The following is a 22255-nucleotide window of genomic DNA, read 5'->3' as shown; positions in this document are numbered from 1 at the left end:
AAGCAATTGATCGCACATCAAGCAAATCGAACAAAATCCCCTCATTTGTTAATCAAAGCACACATAAAAAATCCCCCCGAAAGCAAACGCTTACGAGGGGAGAAGGTTTAAAAAAAGACATCAACTCAACAATATTTCATGGTCATCGTATTAAATTGCTTTTTCGATTTTATGCCCTTTAGGTAACTGATGAGCGATCCCCTTGTGGCAGTCAATACAGGTTTTGCCCTGATCTTCGGCTTCATCGTGGATCTTCGACGCCACAGGTTTCTGGGTTGTGAAGTCCATATATTCGAAATTGTGGCAATTGCGGCACTCCTGCGAATCATTCGCTTTCATCCGCTCCCACTCACGGGAAGCCATTTCAAACCGGTGTTCTTCAAACTTTTTCGGTGTATCGACAATTCCAAGCACTTTGGCATAAAGCTCTTTACTGGCTTGGATCTTACGCACCATTTTCGGCCCCCACTCCTTAGGTACATGACAATCAGGACAGGTCGCCCTCACCCCACTACGGTTGTTGTAGTGCACGGTCCCGACGTATTCCTGGTAAACGTTGTTTTCCATTTCATGGCAGCTGATACAAAACTGCTCCTGATTACTCATTTCCATCGCGGTGTTAAATCCCCCCCAGAAAATGATACCGACAATAATACCGCCGGTCAGGAGGCTGCCTGCCGCAAGATGGCTGGGCTTTCTGAACCAGCTCCAGAAACGCTGAATGAAGCCCGGTAGCTTAATTCCCATATGCTGCCCTCCTTATTCACCGAATTTACCGGCAGGCTCAAAGGTGTTCTCAACCATAGGAGCGGCATCCGCCTGAGTGACATGGCACTGAAGACAGAAATAACGACGGGGAGCGACATCGCCCAGCATTTTGTTATCCCTGTCCATATAGTGCGTTGGGCTCACCCGCGGTGCCCCCGCCTTGCGGTACTTATCGACATCATGACATTCAAGGCAACCGTTATTGCTCGGATTAATCTGCACTTGATCGGTTGAGTGTGGGATCAACGGCGGCTGATTGACATAATCCAACGCCAGGCGATCCTGTTTTTTCGGCACCTGTTTAATCGTTGCCACCTCGTTGTTCGCTCCAATTTCCTGATCGCCGCGTAACGAGGTAACCTCGGCGAAGGCCGCAACGCTGACACCGGCCGCGAGCAGCACAGACACAACAAACTTACCCTTCATATTTGGCTCCAATTCTTGTTTTAAATTCCAATACCCTTTCGGAACAGACGTCGATGCAGCGCCCACAGCTGATGCAGTCCTGACTCATAACCCGGCGATCACCTTCCTTCAATGGTTGGCGCAATACCTCCGGCTCAGGACAAACATTGAAGCAATCCATACACTTGTTACACGCTTCCCGATTCGTTGCCGTTACCCTCATCAGGCTCTTACTACCTATGACCCCGTAGGCTGCACCAAGCGGACACAAATGCCCGCACCAGCCGTGTTCCACCAGCAACAAGTCCAGCAGGAACACCATCAGAATCAGGATCCAACCGGCTCCCATCCCGAATACCAGCCCCCGGTGCAACGCAGCAACAGGATCAATCCAGCTCCACAACACGGTGCCGGATACCGCACTCCCCAACAGCAATACTGCCAACAGCCAGTAACGCAAACGTGGCGACCAGCGATAACTCACTTTGATGCCCAGCTTTCGCCTTAACCAGGCTGCCAGATCAGTCACCATATTTAGCGGACAAACCCAACCGCAAAAAACACGGGGGCCAATAACGGCATAGAACACCACCACAATCAACCCGCCCACTAACGCAGTCAGCTCAGGCAGATGCCCGGACACCAGGGTTTGCAGCAACAACAATGGATCTGTCATCGGCACCGTATCGAACAGGGTGCTCGATGACAGGTTTCCCCGCAGTACTCCCAAGGTCGGTCCGGCCATAAACAGGCCGATAATCAACAACTGGCAACTACGGCGCAGCAGCAGAAAACGGTGTGCCCTCCACCAGCCCAGAGACTTAACAGCCGCTTTGCCAGCATCTTGAGCACGGTTTTTAGCAAAACGCTTAGCCATTATTGACCTCCCCCGGTGTTATCCGGCTGACGCACAGGCAGCTTGAGCTCTTCCGGTACCAGACTGCCGCCATGCTCGGCTTTTTCTTCCCAGCCCAGGCGGTAGTGCTGTCCCATCTGACCTTTCGCCAGTGCAGTCGGTACAACTTTGATTGCCGCTTCATCCAACACACAGGCCTGCTCGCATTTTCCGCAACCAGTACAGACATCGGAGTGCACGGTAGGTATGAACTTCGCGTGGTAGCCGGTTCGCTTGTTACGGATTGGCTCAAGCGTGATGGCTTCATCGATGAGAGGACAGACCCGATAGCAGACATCACAGCGCAATCCCAACCAGTTAAGGCAGGTTTCATGGTCAATCAGTACAGCCGTTCCCATCCGGGCATCATCAATATTAATGAGTGCCGGATCGAGAGCGCCGCTCGGGCAGGCAACAACACAAGGAATGTCTTCACACATCTCGCACGGTATTTGCCGCGCCGTGAAATACGGTGTTCCGGCAGCCACCGGCGACAGTAGCGTCGCCAGCTTCAATGTGTCGTAAGGACATGCCTGAACACACAAGCCACAGCGCAAGCAAGCCTGAAGGAAATCAGGCTCATCCAGCGCTCCGGGCGGGCGAACCGGCACACTGGCATCATCCGCCTGGCTCTGCCTGCTTTGCAGCCCCAGGACTGTTGCCGCAGTACCGACACCCACCGCAGTTCGCACCGCATCCCTTAAGAAGCGCCGCCGACTGTCTGACATATTTCCGCGCGGAGTCTTCATCACTCTGTTCCTAGTCCGTTACGCTTTAACCACTTTCACCGCACATTTCTTGAAGTCGGTTTCTTTGGAAAGCGGATCTGTCGCATCCAGTGTCAGCTTGTTTGTCAGCTGGCCGGCATCGAAGAACGGCATAAAGACCAGTCCCTGCGGTACCCGGTTACGACCACGAGTTTCAATATGGCTCAGAACCTCGCCGCGACGGGATACAATTTTGACCGCGTCACCACGACGTAAACCACGTTCTTTGGCATCCAGCGGATGCATGTACACCACAGCATCCGGATACGAACGGTACAACTCCGGCACCCGTCGGGTCATTGACCCGGTATGCCAGTGCTCCAAAACCCGTCCGGTCGACAACCAGAGGTCATATTCTTTATCCGGCGCTTCTGCAGGCGGCTCATAAGGCAGCGCGAAAATCACCGCTTTCTTGTCCGGCTTACCGTAGAAGGCAAATTCTTCCCCTTTATTCACATAAGGGTCATAGCCTTCGGAATAACGCCACAGGGTTTCCTTACCGTCGACGACAGGCCAGCGCAGGCCGCGAGACTGGTGATACATATCAAACGGGGCCAAATCATGAGCATGGCCGCGACCGAAATAGGCATACTCCTCAAACAGACCTTTCTGAACATAGAAGCCGAAGTGGCGAGATTCATCATTGAGCTGATCTGCAGCAAGTTCATCCAGACTGTATTTATCAACATTGCCGTTTTTGAACAGCACCTCGAACAATGTCTTACCTTTCAACTCTGGCTTTTTAGCAATCAGATCTGCCGGCCAGACTTCCTCTACCTTGAAGCGTTTGGAAAACTCCATCAGCTGCCATAGATCGGATTTCGCCTCTCCCGGCGCAGAAATCTGCTGGCGCCAGAACTGAGTACGGCGCTCGGCATTACCGTAAGCCCCTTCTTTTTCCACCCACATTGCGGTCGGTAGAATCAGGTCGGAAGCCATGGCAGTTACAGTCGGATAAGGATCTGAAGTGACAATAAAGTTCTCAGGATCACGGTACCCCGGCAGTCGTTCCTCATTAATATTCGGACCGGCCTGCATATTGTTGTTACACATTACCCAGTAAGCATTCAGCTTACGGTCTTTAAGCATTCGATCCTGAAGTACTGCGTGATAGCCAGGTTTCGGCGGAATCGTACCAGCCGGAATCTTCCACTTGGTTTCACACATTTCACGATGCTTAGGATTCATCACCACCATGTCTGCCGGCAGGCGGTGGGCAAACGTACCGACTTCACGCGCCGTACCACAGGCCGAAGGCTGACCGGTCAATGAAAACGGACCACAGCCGGGTTTAGAGATTTTCCCGGTCAACAAGTGAATGTTGTAAACCAGGTTATTAGCCCAGACACCACGGGTATGCTGGTTAAAGCCCATGGTCCAGTAAGAGACCACCTTTACATCAGGGTTAGCATACAGCTCAGCCAGTTCATTGAGCTGGTCAACCGGCACGCCGGACAGCTCGGAGGTATATTCAGCGGTATAGGTAGAAACGAACTTGGCATATTCATCAAACGTCATCGGCGATGACTTCTTGCTGCCCGGATTCTTGGCCGCTTTTTCCAGCGGATGGGTCGGACGCAAACCATAGCCGATATCCGTGTCGCCCTTGCGGATATTGACGTGCTTTTCGAGGAACGCCTTATCTACCTTGTTGTTGGAAATAATGTAATGGGCGATGAAGTTAAGAATGGCAAGATCCGTCTGCGGGGTGAAAATGATCGGATTATCTGCCAGCTCGTAACTGCGATGAGTAAAGGTCGACAGCACAGCTACTTTCACTTTATCTGACGACAAGCGACGGTCTGTCAGTCGGGTCCATAGAATCGGGTGCATTTCGGCCATGTTGGAGCCCCACAGCACAAAGGCATCGGCATGCTCCAGATCATCGTAGCAACCCATCGGCTCGTCCATACCGAACGTACGGCCAAAACCGACCACCGCCGACGCCATACAGTGGCGGGCATTGGGATCAATGTTGTTAGAGCGGAATCCAGCTTTATACAGTTTCGCCGCCGCATAGCCTTCCCATACCGTCCACTGACCGGAACCGAACATACCGACAGATGTCGGCCCTTTTTCTTTCAGTGCCTGCTTAAACTTGTCGGCCATCACATCGAAAGCCTCATCCCAGCTGACCGGGGTAAATTCGCCGTCTTTGTCATACACCCCGTCGGTCTTGCGCAACAACGGCTGAGTCAGACGATCTTTACCGTACATGATTTTGGGCAAGAAATAGCCCTTGATGCAATTCAGTCCTTTGTTAACGGGCGCATCCGGGTCCCCCTGCGAGGCAACAACCCGACCATTCTGGGTACCGACCAGCACACTACAACCTGTTCCACAGAAACGGCACGGGGCTTTATCCCACTTCACTTCCTTGTCTTCGCCAGCAGCACGGGCAACAGACACAGGTATCGTCAGCCCTGCGGCCGTCGCTGCGGCCGCTGCTGCATTGGCCTTTAAGAAACTACGTCTACTGACTTTCATTATTTGCTTCCTTCAGCTCAGATGTTCCATCTTCCTGGTGATACACCAAAGTGACGGCAATAACGCCGGGCAATAATTGGATTTGTTTAAAGCGTTCAGCCAGCCCGTCCTTGCTATCCCCTTCCAGCACCACCACCATTTTTCCTGCTTCATTGCATACTGGTACTTCTGCTCCCTCCAGCTTTTCAATTGCCAGCTTGACCGATCCCGTCTGTTCCGGTGCGGTTAACACAACCAGGCTGCAGACTTGGTATTCATCCATTGATAAAACTCCCTTTTTATCTTTCAGGCTTCCACCAGCTAAAATTCGTAAACCTTGAAAAACAGGCACTTAAAAACACAAACTTGTTTTTATTCTTTTCTCTTATATTCAAGCTGGTTAGCCATCAATTAGCTTCTAATACACACATAAAAAACAGGGCTTAATCTATTGTTAATACCAATAATTCCCCCTGTGCATACCTCTAAAGGGGTAATAGTGAATTCCATTGATACAGGTCAAAAAACCAGCAACATTGAATTCACATTTCGATAAAAAAATAAATAGCGATCGTTATGCAATAAGGGCTGGTTCAGAATGAATTAATTCAGCGTTTTTAGTTATGCTAAAAAGCCTGATGATATAGAAGAAGGGAGACTGGAATTGCGGGTTATATTGACGTTATATTTCTTTTACCCTTAAGGAAGGTACAAGTTATTTTATAAAAAGAAATGAATAAAGAGCAGGCTTCTTATTATTTAAAAGTTATTAAAACCATTAAATAATAAGAAACCTGCCCGAACTTTATAATCTGAATCCAGCTTATAGAAATTAAATTCCTATAAGCTGCTATCCATTAATTATTTTGCTTGTGGAAGAGTACCTTCACCGTTAGATACAACAGCATCGATTTGTACTAGCGCATCCATCTCGATTTGAGAAACACCGACTACAGTGCGAGCTGGCAGGTCACCCTGGAAGAAAGTAGTGTAAACATCGTTGATTGCATCGATATCAGCAACATCTTTAAGGTGGATGTTGATTTTAACGATATCGTCCATTACGTGGTCAACACTTTCAACAATAGCTTTGATGTTCTTCAGACATTGCTCTGCTTGCTCTTTAGCACCGCCAGCAACGATTGCATTTGTAGCTACGTCAACCGGAAGCTGAGCTGCGATGTGGTTGTAGTGAGAGAAAGCAACAGTTTGTGTGTGTAGCGGGCTACGTGGTGCTGCGTCAGTGTTGTTAGCACGAATTACGATGTTGTGACGATCTTCAACTTCTTGTGGCGGTGTGCCGTCGCCGTGAGATACAGAAGCATCGATTTGTACCAATGCGCCCATTGGAAGTGCGTCTGCAGCAATGATAGAGCGTGCTGGTACGTAAGCTACAGTGCGAGCGATAGCTGAATCAGGGAAGAATGTTGAGTAAACTTCGTTCACTGCATCAACGTTTGCTAGATCGCTCAGGTACAGGTTGATTTTAACGATGTCATCGAAAGGCACGTCGATGCTTTCTAGGATCGCTTTCATGTTTTTCAAACACTGAGCTGTTTGCTCTTTCACGCCACCCTCAACAATTGCGCCAGTTTTAGGGTCAACTGGAAGCTGTGCTGAGATGTTGTTGTAGTGAGAGAAAGCAACAGTGTGTGATGCTAGTGCATTTTTAGGTGCATTCTCAGTGTTGCGAGTTAGTTTTACTAGTGGGCAAGGATCTTGAGGAGCAGTACCTTCACCGTTAGAGATAAGTGCATCCATTTGAACCAATGCATCGCTCATAGGCAGCGCAGCAACTTGAACTACGGTACGAGTTGGGATCAGGTTGTCGAAGAAAGTTGCGTAAACTTCATCAACGGCTTCCATGTCTGCGATGTCTTTTAGGAACACGTTGATTTTAACAACGTCATCCATCACATGGTCAATGCTTTCAACAATGGCTTTAATGTTAGTCAAACATTGTTTTGCTTGTTCTTTTACGTCACCAACAACGATTTCGCCTGTTTTAGGATCTACAGGCAGTTGTGCAGAAAAGTTATTGTAGTGAGAAAAAGCAACTGTTTGAGATGATAGTTCGCTTTTTGGTGCGTTTTCGGTGTTACGAGAAACTTTAATGATACCGGCAGCCATGTCGATATTTTCCTTATATGTAGTACAGAGATAATTATTTATCTTTAATAGGTTTTATTTGAATGAATAACGAAACTGGCGCAATGGTAAGGGAATTTATTTGGAGTGAATGTGACACGTATCAAAACATTTTTTCACTAAAAGTGAATCAAAACAGGATAAATAGTCACTTTACGATTAATTATCCACAAAATTATTAATAATCGGGCTGTAACAACATTTTATTTTTGCGATTGATTCGTCAATTGTGAATATAATCTCAGTGAGTTAATTGCTCAATTTGCTGAATTTCATCCAATTCTGATAACTTGGTCACAACAAGTTCATTTAAATTCAAGCAGGCGCTCAATTGATGCGCCGTTTATTTCGTTATAAATGCATAAATTCCCGTCAAGCTTTAATAGTGCTGTCCAATTGCAAGATTTGGCTATGCTGCACCTGCCATGCTGTCATATGGTTCATGAACCACAGCTAATAACAGAGCTCTTTTTTGCGACCTAGCCACTGGATCTGAAATCGATTTCGCGCCGATAATCACAGCCTCATCAAATATAAAAATACGCCGAACCAATCAACGGCGAATAATTCAATAACAAAGGATGAGGACATGATTTCTGTCGCCCTGGTCGATGACCATATTATGGTGCGTTCCGGCTTTGCCCAATTGCTTAATGTCGAACAGGATATAGAAGTAAAAGGCGAATTCAGCTCAGCAAAAGAAGCTTATGCCACCCTTTCACGCACTGATATTGATGTTGCGGTGATAGACATTTCCATGCCGGACGAAAGCGGGCTGAGCCTGCTGGAGCGCCTGCGAAAGAACAACCCCGCTTTTCGGGCTATTTTTCTCAGCATTTACGATTCAGCCTCTTTTGTCAGTAAGGCCATTGAAGCCGGAGCCAGCGGCTATCTGTCTAAGCGTTGCGGCCCCGGTGAACTGGTGACCGCAATCCGGACCGTCGCCGCCGGAGACCGTTATCTGTGCGCAGATGCCCTCTTTAACCTCAGTAATGCACCGACTGCACCGAAAGAACTGGATGAACTGACCAAACGGGAACGGGAAGTATTCGATCTGCTCGTCCAGGGCAAAGGGGTCAAAGAAGTTGCTGCCGAACTGACTATCAGTCATAAAACCATTCATGTTCACCGTGCCAATATCCTCGGCAAACTCGGCCTGTCGAACAATGTTGAACTCATTCGCTACGCCTTGCAGCACAAATTGCTGGTTGAATAATGACGACTGAAAACCAAATTTCCGGCAACTGTTTTTCTTATGCCTTTGCCTCTGTTCTTTTTACCATTAGCTGGTTTTGTTTGTGGAGCATCAGCAATTATCTCTCCCCGGATCTGCTATTGGCCGCTTTGTTTCTTCCCGCAGGATTAAAGCTGGCAGTACAGGTGCTGACTCCGCGCAGATTCTGGTTGCTGTTTCTTGGCTGCGAGCTGACCATCAGCGGCTGGCTTCTCTCTATTCTCGACAGCCAGCCCCATGACCAGCTTCTGTTCCTCACACCTTTTATCGGTTATTTCCTGATCCTGCCTTTTTCCGGAGTCTGGCAACAGCTAAAAACATACTGGCAGCGATTACTGGCACTTATCGGACTGGTTCTGGTTCATGGAATGGCAATCGGCCTGATAACAATGCTGCTCAGCAAGCCCATGAGTCTTCCGGCCGGTTATGTCTTTTCTGCCACTATTACCGCAATTACCGGCGGGATCTTGTTAGTTCCGTTTTGCTACCTGCTTTATGACTACCTCAACAAAACCTGGCTGCCACTGACGCCTACTCTGATCCACCAGGAAATAACCATTCGTCCGTCAGCCCTGCTGTGGTCTATCGGCTTTTTCACTATCGGGCTTATCGCCGAACTGACTTTCCTTGAACAGCTTGAACCTCTGGTATTGCTGATCATGCTGCTGCCCAATATCTTCATGGCCTACCGCTACGGCTGGCAGGGCGGTGTGTTGGCGGCAGTGATGAACAGTATCTTGCTTACCAGTGCCCGCCAGCTGTCCGGTGCATTTTCCAGTGACATGGAGCTGAAAGTCTTTATCACCACTCAAGCCCTGGTTGGCTTGGGTCTTGGCATTGCCATCAGTCGTCAATACCTGCTTGCACAGCAATTACAAATGGTAAACAGCGAGCTGGCCCGAGAGTTAGACAATAAACAGCAACTCGCCCGCCAATTGGTAAAGGTTGAAGAAGATATCCGCAAATCCGTTGCCCGCGAACTACATGATGAGATCGGTCAGAACATCACAGCCATTCAGATCCAGGCGATGCTGGCCGACCGCACTACACAGGAAGACAACACCAAAAACATTGCCGAAGCGATTCACTCGCTTTCAATGCGGATACACCGTTCTACCCGCCAGTTGCTCACGCAGTTGCGACCGCAAATCCTTGATGAACTTGGACTGGAAAATGCCCTGCGCCAGTTGGCTCAGGAAATGAAATTTGCCGAACGCCAAATCGACTTCCAGCTCAATATCGGTATTGCCAACCATAAACTCGATGACATTACCGCTGTCACCCTGTACCGCATCATCCAGGAACTGCTCAATAACGTCAGCAAACACGCCAACGCCACCTCGGTCCATCTCAGCCTGATGCCCGGCTCCACCTTCAGTCTGGAGTTACGCGATAACGGCTGTGGCCTGCCGCAGGACTGGCGCAGCAAAGGACAGGGACTCAGGGGAATCGAAGAGCGGGTCAGCGCACTGGGCGGCAGTTTTTCCATTCAGTCAGGAAACGGCACCCGGTTTATTGTTAACTTGCCCACAAAAATACCAAGCAGTGAAGGTAACTAGGAATTTTTCCTAGGTAATTAAAATCCTGTCTCATTCATTTCTCCATTCATTTACTTACTATCTATTCAGCAACAGGGAGAACACACCGTCATGATGGGCTTTCTGACATCAGCTCAACCCGCGCAAACGATAACGGATAAACAGCGGATTGATGCCACTTACCAGCACTGGCGGCTGCATTTGATGTTCTCGATGTATATCGGGTACGGGGTATTTTATTTCACCCGAAAAAGCCTGAATTTCGCCATGCCGGCTATGCTGGCGGATCTCGGTCTGACTCACTCCGATATCGGTTTTCTCGGCACCCTGTTTTACATCACTTACGGAATTTCAAAATTTATTTCCGGCATGGTGAGTGACCAGTCCAATCCAAGTTATTTCATGGGGCTGGGACTAATGGCAACCGGGCTGATTAATATCTGCTTTGGTATGAGTTCCTCACTGGCGGTATTCGCAGTGCTCTGGACTTTAAATGCCTTTTTTCAGGGCTGGGGCTGGCCGCCCTGTGCCAAATTGCTCACTACCTGGTACTCACGTTCCGAACGGGGTTTCTGGTGGTCGATATGGAACACCTGCCACAACTTAGGTGGTGCGCTGGTTCCGCTGTTTATCGGCTTTGCCGCCCTCAACTGGGGCTGGCGTTACGGATTTATCATCCCGGGAACGATCGGGATCATGGTTGGACTGATGCTCTGTTTCCATATGCGGGACAAGCCTTCCACCATGGGGCTGCCAACCGTCGGGCAATGGCGCAACGATGAGCTAGAGCTGCAACAGGAACAGGAAGGAAAAGGGCTCAGTTTCCGCCAGATCCTGGCTACATATGTAGTCGGCAATAAATACATCTGGCTGCTGTGCAGTTCTTATTTGCTGGTCTATGTGGTGCGGATTGCCGTCAATGACTGGGGCAACCTGTACCTGACCGAACGCCACGGTTTCGACCTGCTGACCGCCAATACGGCAGTCTCTATGTTTGAGGTCGGCGGCTTTCTGGGGTCACTATTTGGCGGCTGGGGTTCAGACCGTTTCTTCCGCGGTAACCGGGCACCGATGAACCTGATTTTTGCACTGGGGATTTTTATTTCCGTAGCAGCATTATGGCTTACACCGATGGACAACTTTGCCGTACTGTCAGGATGCTTCTTCGCGATCGGTTTTTTTGTCTTCGGACCACAAATGATGATTGGAATGGCTGCCGCCGAGTGTTCGCACAAAGATGTCGCGGGCACCGCCACCGGGTTTGTCGGCCTGTTCGGCTACCTTGGTGCAGCACTGGCCAGTTATCCGGTATCACTGATTATCGAACAATTTAGCTGGGAAGGTTTCTTCAGCGTTATCACTCTGGCCGCCGCTTCTATCGGCCTGCTGATCCTGCCTTTCATCAAAGCACAACAGCGAACTGTAGCTGCGTTATAGCATTCAGGGCTTTCTTTCCTCCAGCCGCTACCGTTTCGCCTGCGAATAAAGATTTACCGCAAGGTGGCGGTAAAAGCCCGGTGTTTCCTACCTGTGAACTCTGACATCGGGCTCCAATAAAAAGCAGAGGAAATAATAATGAAAGCAAAAACTAAACGCAGCCTGCTTGCAGCCTGCATTCTTGGTTCAGCCATGGCAGCTCCCCAGGTTATGGCAGAAGGCCGTCTGGTTGTTTACTGCAGCGCAACCAACGCCATGTGTGAAGCTGAAACCAAGGCATTTTCTGAAAAGTATGACGTGAAAACTTCGTTTGTCCGTAACGGTTCGGGCAGCACCCTGGCAAAAATCCAGGCCGAAAGAAAGAATCCCCGCGCTGATGTCTGGTACGGCGGCACCCTGGATCCACAGTCACAGGCTGGTGAAATGGATCTGCTGGCTGCCTATAAGTCGCCTGAGCTGAACAACATCATGGAGAAATTCCGCGATCCGGCCAAACGCAAAGGCAACTACTCCTCTGCTGTTTACATGGGCATCCTTGGTTTCGGCGTCAACACCGAACGCCTTGCTGAAAAAGGCCTGCCAATTCCAAGTTGCTGGAATGACCTGACCAAACCTGAATACAAAGAAGAAATCCAAATCGCTGACCCGCAGAGCTCTGGTACGGCCTACACCGCACTGGCTACTTTCATCCAGCTTTGGGATGAAGACAAGGCGTTTGATTACTTCAAGAAACTCGACAAAAACATTTCGCAGTACACTAAATCCGGTGTGACACCTTCCCGTAACTCTGCACGCGGTGAAATTGCTATCGGTATCGGCTTCCTGCATGACTACTCGCTGGAACAGTCTAAAGGTGCCCCTCTGGAGCTGATTTCTCCATGTGAAGGTACTGGTTACGAAATCGGCGGCGTCAGCATCATCAAAGGTGCCCGCAACATGGACAACGCCAAACTGTTCGTTGACTGGGTACTGTCTAAAGAAGGCCAGCAGTTGGCATGGCAGAAAGGTAAATCATTCCAGATCCTAACCAACACCACCGCAGAGCAGTCTCCTAACGCCCTGGATCCAAGCAAGCTTTCGCTAATCAACTATGACATGGAAACTTACGGCTCTTCCGATGAGCGTAAGCGTCTGATCAATAAGTGGGTTAACGTCGTCAAGATGGGCGAATAACCGCCAGCCTCACCCGAAATATGAGCAGCTGACAGCAGCTGCTCATTGCTCCACACGAGAAGTACAAGATGATTTCTTGGGGCTTCGTGCACCCTGAAATCAGCAACACACCAACAAATATAATTGGTATCCAACAATGAATGACTTAGCCGCTGACATCCCGTCAAGACAGCTCCAAAGTTCAGAACGGCGTGATCCGGTGTTTTACTGGCTTATTGCGTTAGTCGGGGCTTTCGTGCTCCTGCCTGCTTTTACCCTTGATTACGGCCTGTTCGAGTCCACTCCGCAAGAGTTCAGGGACGCCATGGGCTGGAGCGGCATGAACATCGCGTGGCTATGGTTCAGCCTGCCGCTGGTACTGCTGCTGCGCCCGCTTCAACCACAAAATAAATACGCCAGAACCCGCCATAAGTTTGATATCGGCTATGCCGGATTCTGCATGCTCTTCACCCTGATGTCTTCCTGGTATACCGGTCAGGGCATGGGCTATGCGTGCATCATTTTGTTCATCGCTCTCGGCAGTATCATGACCCTGGCTCTGGCTCGGCTTGAATACCTTGGCGGCGATGTCTTTGTTATCGGTGCGCTGGTCAGCATTGTTTCGCTGATCACTATCTTTATCATTTACCCGAGTATTGCCATTTTCGTCCCGATGTTCGAAGACGAAATGGGCAACTTCGTAATGTGGCAGTTTGTCGATATCCTGACCCGGCCGCAGATTATTCAGATCATCCTGAACTCTATAACCCTGGGTACATCAGTCGGTATCACCGCCACTTTCTTTGGCTTGATCTTTGCCATCTATACCACCCGTATCGCCAAGCGTTCAGCATTCATCGCCCGGATCTTTTCCATCCTGCCGATTGTTACTCCGCCGTTTGTAGTCGGCCTGGGTGTTACCCTGATGCTTGGCCGTTCCGGCTATATCACAGAGCTGATGGTTGACTGGTTCGGGCTACAACACACCAACTGGCTTTACGGTTTTACCGGCATCTGGATGGCTCAAGTTCTGGCTTTCTCGCCGATGTCATTTATGATCCTCGACGGTGCGATGAAATCACTGCACCCGTCGCTTGAAGAAGCGTCTTATACCCTGCGTGCCAACCGCTACCAAACCTTCTTCAAAATCGTGATGCCGCTGCTGAAACCGGCGCTGGCTAACTCGTTCCTGATCATCTTTGTCCAGTCGCTGGCCGACTTCAGTAACCCGCTGGTACTTGGCGGCAGCTTTGACGTGCTGGCAACCCAAATCTACTTCTACATTGCAGGCGCACAGTTAGATTACGCTTCCGCCAGTACGCTGGGCGCGGTTCTGCTGCTGTTCTCACTGGCTATTTTTGTGGTTCAGTACGTCTGGATCGGCAAGCGCTCTTACGTCACCATCTCGGGTAAATCTTACCGCGGTGATGTCCAGCCGCTGCCAACAACACTAAAACACGGTGTCACCGGTGTGCTGTATTTCTGGATGGCCTTTAATGTCCTGCTCTACGGCAGCATCGTTTACGGCAGCTTCACGGTGAACTGGGGTGTGGATTACAGCCTGACGCTGGATAACTACATGAACCTGTTCGGCTTGGGAATGGGCGAAGGTGCCTGGCCATCGCTGATAACCACCATGACCTACGCCGGTATTGCCGCGCCGATCACCGCTCTGTTCGGCCTGCTGATTGCCTATATCGTGGTGCGCCAACAGTTCCACGGCAAGAAAGTGATCGAATTTGCCACCATGCTCTGCTTTGCCGTTCCGGGCACGGTTGCCGGGGTATCCTATATCCTGGCGTTCAACGATGCGCCAGTTTACCTCACTGGCACCGCAGCGATCGTGGTGATCTCAATGGTAATGCGTAACGTTCCCGTGGGTATTCGTGCCGGGGTGGCCGGACTGGGCCAGTTGGATAAATCATTGGATGAAGCGTCACTCAGCCTGCGCGCTAACTCGTTCAAGACCATTATCCATATCCTGATCCCGCTGTTGCGTCCGGCAATTCTGTCGACGCTGATTTACAGCTTCGTCCGGGCGATGACAACCGTCAGTGCCATTATCTTCCTGGTTACGCCGGAAACCCGTGTAGCAACCTCATACATCCTGAACCGGGTTGAAGACGGTGAATACGGGATTGCTATCGCCTACGGCTCAATCCTGATTTTCGTGATGCTTGGCATCATCCTTACTTTTGATTTCCTTGTCGGCGAAGCCCGTGTTTCCCGCTCAAAAGCCAACAACCAAGAATAAAACTGGAGAACTTCCTCATGGCAAACGACAACTTTGTAGTACTAAAAAATGTCTGCAAGCGCTTTGGTGATAACACGGTCATTGGCAACCTTGATCTAGAAATCAAAAAAGGCAGTCTGGTTACCCTTCTCGGCCCTTCCGGCTGCGGTAAAACCACTGTGCTTCGACTGGTAGCCGGTCTGGAAAAACCCACCAGCGGGCAGATCTTTATCGATGGCGAGGATGTCACCAATACATCAATCCAGCACCGTGACATCTGTATGGTGTTCCAGTCCTATGCCCTGTTCCCGCATATGTCGCTACACGACAACGTCGGCTACGGGCTGAAGATGCTCAAGCTTCCGGCGGATGAGATCAAACAACGGGTAGATGAAGCCCTAAAGCTGGTTGACCTAGAGGGGATGGGCGATCGCTTTGTAGACCAGATTTCTGGCGGCCAGCAACAACGCGTCGCTCTGGCACGAGCACTGGTACTGAAACCTAAAGTGCTGCTTTTCGATGAACCCCTGAGTAACCTTGATGCCAACCTGCGTCGTAATATGCGGGAAACGATCCGCGAACTGCAGCAAAGATTCAACATCACATCGTTATATGTTACCCATGACCAGACTGAAGCCTTCGCGGTTTCTGATACGGTTATCGTGATGAAAGACGGCGATATCATGCAGCAGGGTTCACCGGATGAGCTTTACAAGTCACCAGCATCGATGTTTATGGCTAACTTTATGGGTGATGCCAACATTTTCTCCGGCTATTACGACGGTGAACATATTGAGATTAACGGCTACCGGATTCCAGCAGATCCAAAAGTGGTGGAAGGCAAACTGAAGGGCAGCTATCAGGTCGGTATTCGTCCTGAAGCTATTTTACTGGCCCATGAAGGTGAACCTTGTCAGCAATGCGTAGTTGAAAGCGCAGTATACATGGGATCTATGTATGAAGTGTCAGTACGCTGGCATGATCAACAGCTTCTGCTGCAACTGAATTCGTCTCAGTTCAATGCCAACCTGGCCGATCACGCATACCTGACAATCAACCCGACCAACCTGTTCCTTCTGGCGGATTAACGTCTTTTAACTCCAACCTCTGCGGCCCCGATATCCTCTCTGAAAGAAAGGTTTCGGGGCCTTTCTTTTGGTTCTTCAAATTCCCAAAAGAAGCAAAGTAAGATCCTCATACCACAATCCCTTGCTGTCTTTGATAAAATCATTCTCCATTACAAATAAGAACAATAACTCAGCAAGGACAGTTACAGTGAGCCAGTCAGCATCAGCCGGTAAAACGGTTCTTTCTCAAACGCCGAACTTGTCGCAAATTAATGTATTCCCCGTCAAGTCTGTCAGCGGACTCAGCCTGTCGCAAAGTTGGGTCGAAAAACAGGGATTATGTTTCGATCGTCGCTTTATGGTGGCAAAAAAAGACGGCAGCATGATTACTGCACGCAAGTACCCACAATTGGTCAAAGTCAGTGCAACACTTCAGCATAATGGCCTGACCCTAAGCTTTCCCGGTATGTCGCCACTCATCCTGAAATATGCAGAATTCTCTATGAATGAAGCTGATGCCACAGTATGGAGCGACACTTTCAGCGCTTACACCACATCATCAAAAGCTGATGCCTGGTTCAGCCATGTTATGGATGAAGACGTACGCCTGCTCTACACTGGCGAGCAATCCAACCGTGTTCGCAGCAAGATCCAGCAAAATGTCAGCTTTGCCGATGGTTATCCGCTGTTAGTGATTAGCCAGGCTTCGCTGGATGCGCTGAATGAACGCAGCATGGAACAGCACACCATGGATCAGTTCCGTACCAACCTGGTCGTTTCCGGCACTGAAGCTTTCGCCGAAGACAGTTGGAAACGCATCCGTATCGGTGAAGTCGAGTTTGAAGCGATTAAACCCTGTGCTCGTTGTATCCTGACCACAGTTAACCCGGAGACCGGTGAACCGCACCCGCTCAAAGAGCCGTTGGTGACCTTATCGAAATTCCGCGCTGACAAGTCGGGTGATGTTTTCTTCGGCCAGAATCTGGTTGCCCTGAATGAAGGTGTGATCAAAGCCGGCGATAAAGTTGAAGTTCTGGAAACCAAAACAAAAGAAGTCTACGAAGATAACGGTGATGAAAAACTGACACTAACCTGTGTTGAACGTGAAGACATTGCCCGAGATTTCTGCACTTTCTGGCTAGAACCGACCAAACAACAGTCCATGCCAACCTACCAGCCGGGGCAGCACCTGCCGCTTCAGTTAGAAATCAACGGTGAGTATGTAGCCCGTCGCTACACCCTGTCTTCCAGCCCGTCACGTCCGGGACGTTATGCGATTTCGGTTAAGCGCATTGATGATGGCCGGGTGTCGAACTGGCTGCACGATAACCTGCAGGTTGGCGATACTTTAGTTGCTGAGAAGCCGGATGGCAGTTTCCATCTTGGTCTGCATACCGACAAGTTACTCCTGCTTTCTGCCGGCAGCGGTATTACACCGATGATCTCTATGCTTCGCTACCTCGCTGATCACGACAAGGTCCGCGATGTAGTATTCCATCACCAATGCCGCAGTCAGGCTGATATCCCATACCGGGAAGAGCTGGCAAATCTTGCCGCTCAGTACCCGCAGCTTAAAGTTATCTTTGTGCTTAGCCGACCAGAAGCCGACTGGGACGGACTGACCGGAAGGCTTAGTGAGAGTCAGCTAAAGTACATTCCATCCCTGGCAGAACGACAGGTCTTTGTCTGTGGCCCGGATGCCTTTATGACTGAAGCAAAAACATTGCTGCTTAACACTGGTCTTCCTGAGGCTAACTACCATCAGGAAGCATTCGGCCCGATAAAAGGCAATACTGAACAGGCAACCCAAAGCGTTACCATTAGTGTTGATGGCAACCTTTTCCAGGGCGACAACCAGAAAACACTGCTGGAACAGGCAGAAGATGCTGGTCTTACCATTGCCAATAGCTGCCGTGCCGGCTTCTGTGGTGCATGTAAAGTCACGCTTGAGTCTGGTGAAGTGGAGCAACCGGATGTGCCAGCCCTGCTTCCGGGAGAAAAAGAAGAAGGCAAGGTATTGGCTTGCTGCTGCATCCCTAAAACGGATGTAGAAGTGAGATCCTAGGTTCGAAGAGAATTATGAAGCTCCTCTTCAACAAAAAAGAAGAGGAGCTAAATACCAACTGTCAGCTTTCAATTGCCTTACGGATAAAGCCGTTATTGTTGGCCAGCAGTGATTTAGCTTCACCAGCAGACAGCTGAGCCAGGATCATCACAATAGCGGTCTTACAATGACCGTTACAAGCCACCAGCGCGGTTTCTGCTTCTTCGCGGCTGCACTCGGTGGCTTCCATTACAATCTTCTTTTGTCGCTCAACAAGTTTGGCATTGGTGGCCTCAACATCAACCATCAAATTGCCGTACACTTTACCGATACGGATCATCGCCCCACTTGTTAGCATATTCAGCACCAGCTTCTGTGCCGTCCCAGCCTTCATACGCGAAGACCCCGTCACCACTTCAGGGCCAACGATCGGAGTAATACTGATATCTGCCAGTTCAGTCATCGCACTTTGCGGATTACAACTGATACACCCCACGGTTGCACCGAGAGATTTTGCGTACTCCATTGCCCCCAACACATAAGGCGTCCGACCACTGGCGGCAATACCGACCAGAACATCATTATGATTGAAATCTAGCGTCTTAAGATCGTCTGCGCCCAACTCCCGGTTATCTTCGGCATTTTCCACCGCTTTGAAAATCGCCGGATGACCGCCAGCGATCAAGCCGATAACCTGCTCTGGCTTAGTGCCATAAGTAGGCGGGCACTCACTGGCATCCAAAATACCCAATCGACCGGATGTTCCGGCACCACTGTAGATCAATCGTCCACCTTTCTGAAAAGCTGCCGCAATCACATCAACTGCCAGGGCGATTTGCGGTAATACCTGTTCTACCGCCAACGCGACCTTTTTATCTTCCTCATTGATGACCTTTAGCATCTCAATTGTCGAGAGTGTATCGATTTGCTGGCTGGCGGCATTACGGCTTTCCGTTACCATGTTGGATAGATCAATTTTCATCGGGATCCGGACTCGTGATTTCTGACTGGTTTTCATTGTAATGGATAAGAGAAAACGAGGATATAAAACAAAATTACATAGCCAAAACAGAAAAGCCCCCGCTTTTTATTGCAAGGGCTGATTTCACAATGAGTTATCAGGGTGATTTAGTGCTTTGATTTGATCCAGTTTTCAATGCTGGTCTGAACCACTTCCATAGGCTGATCACCATACTTCAACAGTTGATCATGGAATTCTGCCCACTCAAAATCATTACCCAGCTCAGACTTAGCTTTATCAAGCATTTCCTTAATCACCAGATAGCCAGATTTATAAGACACGGCCTGACCGACATAAGCCGCATAACGAAAGCTTTCAGATTCAATATCACCTGTACCTAAAGCTGAGTTACTTCTCATGTATTTACGCGCTTCCTGAATACTCCAGCCTTTAGCATGAATACCAGTATCAACGGCTAGGCGCATATTACGTAACTGGGCTTCGTTCAGACTACCGAAATATTGCAGCGCATTACACTCTTCAGCATTGTTGTAAATACCGCCCTGGAAAGAAGAATAATCAAGGTCTTCTTTACACATGCCGGTACCGTTAACAAATGTCGGCTTACCATTGGCATCTAACTCACCATAGATACCCATTTCCAGTCCCAGCCATTCAGTGTAAAGCGCCCACCCCTCTGCATAGGCGGTGTAACTGACATCTTTGATGTAATCGGGCTTATTCGCTGGTGGATACTCAAGCGAGTAAGCATTCTGGAAGTGATGACCCGGTGCAGCCTCATGCAGGAGCAGAGTCGAAACATTCCACTTCTGCAAACTGTAGTCAGGGTTTGTATTGAGGTTAAACTCGTTTTGACCGTAGGATGCGACCCCTTCATATAGTTCGCCATCTGCCGGAATTGGCACAATGCTGTAATCAGTTTCTATCGGTTTAAAGTATCGGGCAACCACATCATTGGCATCGTTCTTGAATTTATAGTAGTCCGTCAAAGCCGCTTCACAGGCCGAGAGGTCCGATGCAGTTTTACAGGCTTCAGCGTGCACAGTACCAGAAATCGTCCGACCATCACGGCCATAAAAGAACTGTTGGCTATTAAGGAAAGCGAAAAATGCTGTCAAATCAATGTTGCCGTCAGCATCTTCCAATACAAATGTCTTCTTACTTACAACTCCTTTGTCATCGCGCCAGTCAGCTTCAACTGTTTTACCGCGATTTTTAACAAGGATCCTGGCTACACGTTCCATTTCAGCTTTGGCGTCAGCAACCAAATCTTCACCCAGTCGATTGAGCTCCATCGCAGACTTCCCGGTCGTACTATTTCGATCCAGATGCCACTGATACCAGGCCTGCCCATTAGGCAAATCACCCCAGCCAATATTGCGATCATCCAAACTGCCCACACCTCGAGCCGCTGTCATGTAATCGCCTTTCAGGTAGGTAATCAACTCAGTAGTCGCTCTGACTGCATCACCCACAGCCAGCTCATATTCTTTGTAGAATTCAGTGTCATAGCCGGTATGCGTTTTAATATCAGCCAGCCCTTTTTTCAACATCTGATAATCATGAGCTGCAACTGATTCCTCAGTACTTGTCACCAATCTTTCAGTTAACACTTTCGGTAACTGAGCATGTTCAATCTGCCCCATCGAATACTGAGCATGGAGGTTATTAACCCAGGCGGTAAATTCACGCACTACCTGAATGTGCTGCTGATAATCTTCTAGCTTGTTCTGTTTATCTCCGGCATATTCGGCATTCCATTTGATGTAGTTATAAAAATGGGTGATCGGAATAGCGAAATTACCAAACCGGGTATTAGGCAGTGATGCACCGCGAATTGCGATATTGCGGTCGAAACGGAAAGTATCGTAATAAATCTTATCTTCATCAGATAAAGAATCACGATTAATAGATTCCAGCTTATCAAGATATAAACGATCGACAGCCTGGCGTGATGATGCCATCTGATCATTTATTTGACCGAAGCTTGTACTATCCAATGTATCCATTGCCTTTTGGTAATCAGAAAATACTGTTCGCATCGCGACAGAAGCATCTGTAGTTACTTTCGGCTGCTCAATAACATTCGTTGTTTCATCATTACAACCAGCCAGTGCTGTAATTGCGAATAATGCTATTGCCAATGGTGATTTACGCATATCACTGCCTTTCATTGAAATTCCCTCTTATGTGATTTTTAGATCGTATATTTTTGATAAACAGGAAGTTACAGGAGAAAGACTAAGCAATTATCAACAGACATTTTGTGAAAATGCTCACGGGCTACTTAGCGCGACCAATTATGCACAAAATGCATATTAAAAATAAGAGCTGCTTTATGCAAGGCATTGAAGTAAAAAGACTATTTTTCAAAAGCCATATGAATAAACGAGTGTGGTTAGGTGAATAATATAAATTATTTATGAACACAGTAATTTTGATTTCCTGACAGAAGATCTAAGTTTGCTTATTAACTGTGAACTCAATTGCGATATTTTTTCACTACCATGAATAACTGAAATAAAAAAGCCTGACCGAAGTCAGGCTATCGCAAATAATATATTTATAACTGTATCATTATTTTTTCAGCGTATAAGCATCAGCTAACTCGTCGGTCACTCGCTGACCATCTTTATCTAATCTGAACAGTTGATTTTCAGCAACAAAGTATCGCACAGCATCTTCACTGTCGCTTGGAACAGCGATAGCATTTCCGGCAGCATTCCAGTTAAATTTACCTTCAGTTTTAAACTCACCGTCTTTCTTGCCAATGTATTTTTCATTCAGCATGTAAGTGCCATCTAGCCTTAATTCCAGCGTTGTCTCAATGCCGCTGCAATCAGCACAAGGCAGAGTGCCATGGTATACGCCATTCCAATCCAGAGAATTTCGGGCATTATGCGCAGTATCGACAGATATCAACTGCTCAACCTGCGGCTGGTTTTCAGTTACCACCTGCGTGTCTGCATGGCTTTGTGATGCCAAATCGACAGAGCCCTGTTGGTCACAACCTGCAATCGCGAATCCGGCTATGACCAGTGCAAGAAATAGTTTATTCATGGTAACTCCTGACAAAATCTCAATCGAACAAGGTACGATTATAGGAGGCTAAATGTCCG

Annotated in this window: 17 protein-coding genes; 7 read left to right on the top strand and 10 right to left on the bottom strand. The window is 48.7% G+C overall.

The genetic code is table 11. The annotated features are described in order from the left end of the window. Positions 1-150: 150 nt before the first annotated feature. The 7 genes from napC to AACQ93_RS17765 all read right to left on the bottom strand — a co-directional run bounded on the left by napC (position 151) and on the right by AACQ93_RS17765 (position 7431). Positions 151-741 carry a cytochrome c-type protein NapC gene (gene napC, locus AACQ93_RS17795; RefSeq protein ID WP_064609598.1) on the bottom strand — a complete coding sequence of 197 codons (591 nt, stop codon included), beginning with the start codon at positions 739-741 and terminating at the stop codon, positions 151-153. 18 nt (positions 742-759) lie between these two features. Next, positions 760-1194, bottom strand: coding sequence for a nitrate reductase cytochrome c-type subunit (locus tag AACQ93_RS17790; RefSeq protein ID WP_064607279.1), 435 nt, complete (start codon positions 1192-1194; stop codon positions 760-762). Next, entirely contained in the window at positions 1184-2050 is an 867-nt protein-coding gene (napH, locus tag AACQ93_RS17785; protein WP_064607276.1) for a quinol dehydrogenase ferredoxin subunit NapH, read from the bottom strand. The genes AACQ93_RS17790 and napH overlap by 11 nt, the downstream gene beginning before the upstream one ends. Then, positions 2050-2817 carry a ferredoxin-type protein NapG gene (gene napG / locus AACQ93_RS17780; RefSeq protein ID WP_064607273.1) on the bottom strand — a complete coding sequence of 256 codons (768 nt, stop codon included), beginning with the start codon at positions 2815-2817 and terminating at the stop codon, positions 2050-2052. The genes napH and napG overlap by 1 nt, the downstream gene beginning before the upstream one ends. Before the next feature lie 18 nt (positions 2818-2835). Continuing rightward, positions 2836-5322, bottom strand: a complete 2487-nt coding sequence (gene napA / locus AACQ93_RS17775) for a nitrate reductase catalytic subunit NapA (protein ID WP_064607271.1) — start codon at positions 5320-5322, stop codon at positions 2836-2838. Continuing rightward, complete coding sequence (locus AACQ93_RS17770; RefSeq protein WP_007463581.1) at positions 5309-5584, bottom strand: chaperone NapD; 276 nt, start codon at positions 5582-5584, stop codon at positions 5309-5311. The genes napA and AACQ93_RS17770 overlap by 14 nt, the downstream gene beginning before the upstream one ends. Positions 5585-6162: 578 nt before the next feature. Next, positions 6163-7431, bottom strand: a complete 1269-nt coding sequence (locus tag AACQ93_RS17765; RefSeq protein ID WP_064607265.1) for a RidA family protein — start codon at positions 7429-7431, stop codon at positions 6163-6165. Positions 7432-8038: 607 nt separating this feature from the next. Here AACQ93_RS17765 and AACQ93_RS17760 point away from each other — a divergent pair. The 7 genes from AACQ93_RS17760 to AACQ93_RS17730 all read left to right on the top strand — a co-directional run bounded on the left by AACQ93_RS17760 (position 8039) and on the right by AACQ93_RS17730 (position 18175). Beyond that, positions 8039-8665, top strand: a complete 627-nt coding sequence (locus tag AACQ93_RS17760) for a response regulator (RefSeq protein WP_064607262.1) — start codon at positions 8039-8041, stop codon at positions 8663-8665. Next, positions 8665-10242, top strand: a complete 1578-nt coding sequence (gene uhpB, locus AACQ93_RS17755; protein ID WP_064607259.1) for a signal transduction histidine-protein kinase/phosphatase UhpB — start codon at positions 8665-8667, stop codon at positions 10240-10242. Before AACQ93_RS17760 ends, uhpB begins: the two co-directional genes overlap by 1 nt. Before the next feature lie 90 nt (positions 10243-10332). Beyond that, the gene (locus tag AACQ93_RS17750; RefSeq protein WP_064607256.1) at positions 10333-11658 is read left to right on the top strand and encodes an MFS transporter; all 1326 of its coding nucleotides are present in this window, start codon (positions 10333-10335) and stop codon (positions 11656-11658) included. Positions 11659-11796: 138 nt separating this feature from the next. Further along, a complete protein-coding gene (locus tag AACQ93_RS17745; protein ID WP_064607253.1) occupies positions 11797-12831 on the top strand; it encodes an ABC transporter substrate-binding protein in 1035 nt (344 codons plus the stop codon). 136 nt (positions 12832-12967) lie between these two features. Beyond that, the gene (locus AACQ93_RS17740; RefSeq protein WP_064607250.1) at positions 12968-15064 is read left to right on the top strand and encodes an ABC transporter permease; all 2097 of its coding nucleotides are present in this window, start codon (positions 12968-12970) and stop codon (positions 15062-15064) included. 17 nt (positions 15065-15081) lie between these two features. Then, positions 15082-16131, top strand: a complete 1050-nt coding sequence (fbpC, locus tag AACQ93_RS17735) for a ferric ABC transporter ATP-binding protein (protein ID WP_064607247.1) — start codon at positions 15082-15084, stop codon at positions 16129-16131. 187 nt (positions 16132-16318) lie between these two features. Further along, the gene (locus AACQ93_RS17730) at positions 16319-18175 is read left to right on the top strand and encodes a hybrid-cluster NAD(P)-dependent oxidoreductase (RefSeq protein WP_064607244.1); all 1857 of its coding nucleotides are present in this window, start codon (positions 16319-16321) and stop codon (positions 18173-18175) included. Positions 18176-18236: 61 nt separating this feature from the next. Here AACQ93_RS17730 and murQ read toward each other — a convergent pair whose 3' ends face one another. The 3 genes from murQ to AACQ93_RS17715 all read right to left on the bottom strand — a co-directional run bounded on the left by murQ (position 18237) and on the right by AACQ93_RS17715 (position 22196). After that, entirely contained in the window at positions 18237-19136 is a 900-nt protein-coding gene (murQ, locus tag AACQ93_RS17725; protein WP_064607242.1) for an N-acetylmuramic acid 6-phosphate etherase, read from the bottom strand. Between the two features lie 146 nt (positions 19137-19282). Continuing rightward, positions 19283-21310 carry a DUF885 domain-containing protein gene (locus AACQ93_RS17720; protein WP_064607237.1) on the bottom strand — a complete coding sequence of 676 codons (2028 nt, stop codon included), beginning with the start codon at positions 21308-21310 and terminating at the stop codon, positions 19283-19285. A gap of 403 nt (positions 21311-21713) precedes the next feature. Beyond that, entirely contained in the window at positions 21714-22196 is a 483-nt protein-coding gene (locus AACQ93_RS17715; protein ID WP_064607234.1) for a copper resistance protein NlpE, read from the bottom strand. Positions 22197-22255: the final 59 nt, after the last annotated feature.

It is taken from the genome of Photobacterium sp. J15, from assembly GCF_963870815.1.
GTDB lineage: Bacteria > Pseudomonadota > Gammaproteobacteria > Enterobacterales > Vibrionaceae > Photobacterium > Photobacterium marinum.
Note: the sequence above shows the minus strand (reverse complement) of the source record. Positions and strands in the feature narration are given on the sequence as shown.

Excerpts from the sequence above, each read along its gene's own strand:
- napA (WP_064607271.1), bottom strand. The coding sequence starts at position 5,322 with ATGAAAGTCAGTAGACGTAGTTTCTTAAAGGCCAATGCAGCAGCGGCC.
- uhpB (WP_064607259.1), top strand. The coding sequence starts at position 8,665 with ATGACGACTGAAAACCAAATTTCCGGCAACTGTTTTTCTTATGCCTTT.
- napH (WP_064607276.1), bottom strand. The coding sequence starts at position 2,050 with ATGGCTAAGCGTTTTGCTAAAAACCGTGCTCAAGATGCTGGCAAAGCG.
- AACQ93_RS17770 (WP_007463581.1), bottom strand. The coding sequence starts at position 5,584 with ATGGATGAATACCAAGTCTGCAGCCTGGTTGTGTTAACCGCACCGGAA.
- murQ (WP_064607242.1), bottom strand. The coding sequence starts at position 19,136 with ATGAAAATTGATCTATCCAACATGGTAACGGAAAGCCGTAATGCCGCC.
- AACQ93_RS17740 (WP_064607250.1), top strand. The coding sequence starts at position 12,968 with ATGAATGACTTAGCCGCTGACATCCCGTCAAGACAGCTCCAAAGTTCA.
- AACQ93_RS17745 (WP_064607253.1), top strand. The coding sequence starts at position 11,797 with ATGAAAGCAAAAACTAAACGCAGCCTGCTTGCAGCCTGCATTCTTGGT.
- AACQ93_RS17760 (WP_064607262.1), top strand. The coding sequence starts at position 8,039 with ATGATTTCTGTCGCCCTGGTCGATGACCATATTATGGTGCGTTCCGGC.
- AACQ93_RS17720 (WP_064607237.1), bottom strand. The coding sequence starts at position 21,310 with ATGAAAGGCAGTGATATGCGTAAATCACCATTGGCAATAGCATTATTC.
- AACQ93_RS17715 (WP_064607234.1), bottom strand. The coding sequence starts at position 22,196 with ATGAATAAACTATTTCTTGCACTGGTCATAGCCGGATTCGCGATTGCA.
- napG (WP_064607273.1), bottom strand. The coding sequence starts at position 2,817 with ATGAAGACTCCGCGCGGAAATATGTCAGACAGTCGGCGGCGCTTCTTA.
- fbpC (WP_064607247.1), top strand. The coding sequence starts at position 15,082 with ATGGCAAACGACAACTTTGTAGTACTAAAAAATGTCTGCAAGCGCTTT.
- AACQ93_RS17750 (WP_064607256.1), top strand. The coding sequence starts at position 10,333 with ATGATGGGCTTTCTGACATCAGCTCAACCCGCGCAAACGATAACGGAT.
- AACQ93_RS17765 (WP_064607265.1), bottom strand. The coding sequence starts at position 7,431 with ATGGCTGCCGGTATCATTAAAGTTTCTCGTAACACCGAAAACGCACCA.
- AACQ93_RS17790 (WP_064607279.1), bottom strand. The coding sequence starts at position 1,194 with ATGAAGGGTAAGTTTGTTGTGTCTGTGCTGCTCGCGGCCGGTGTCAGC.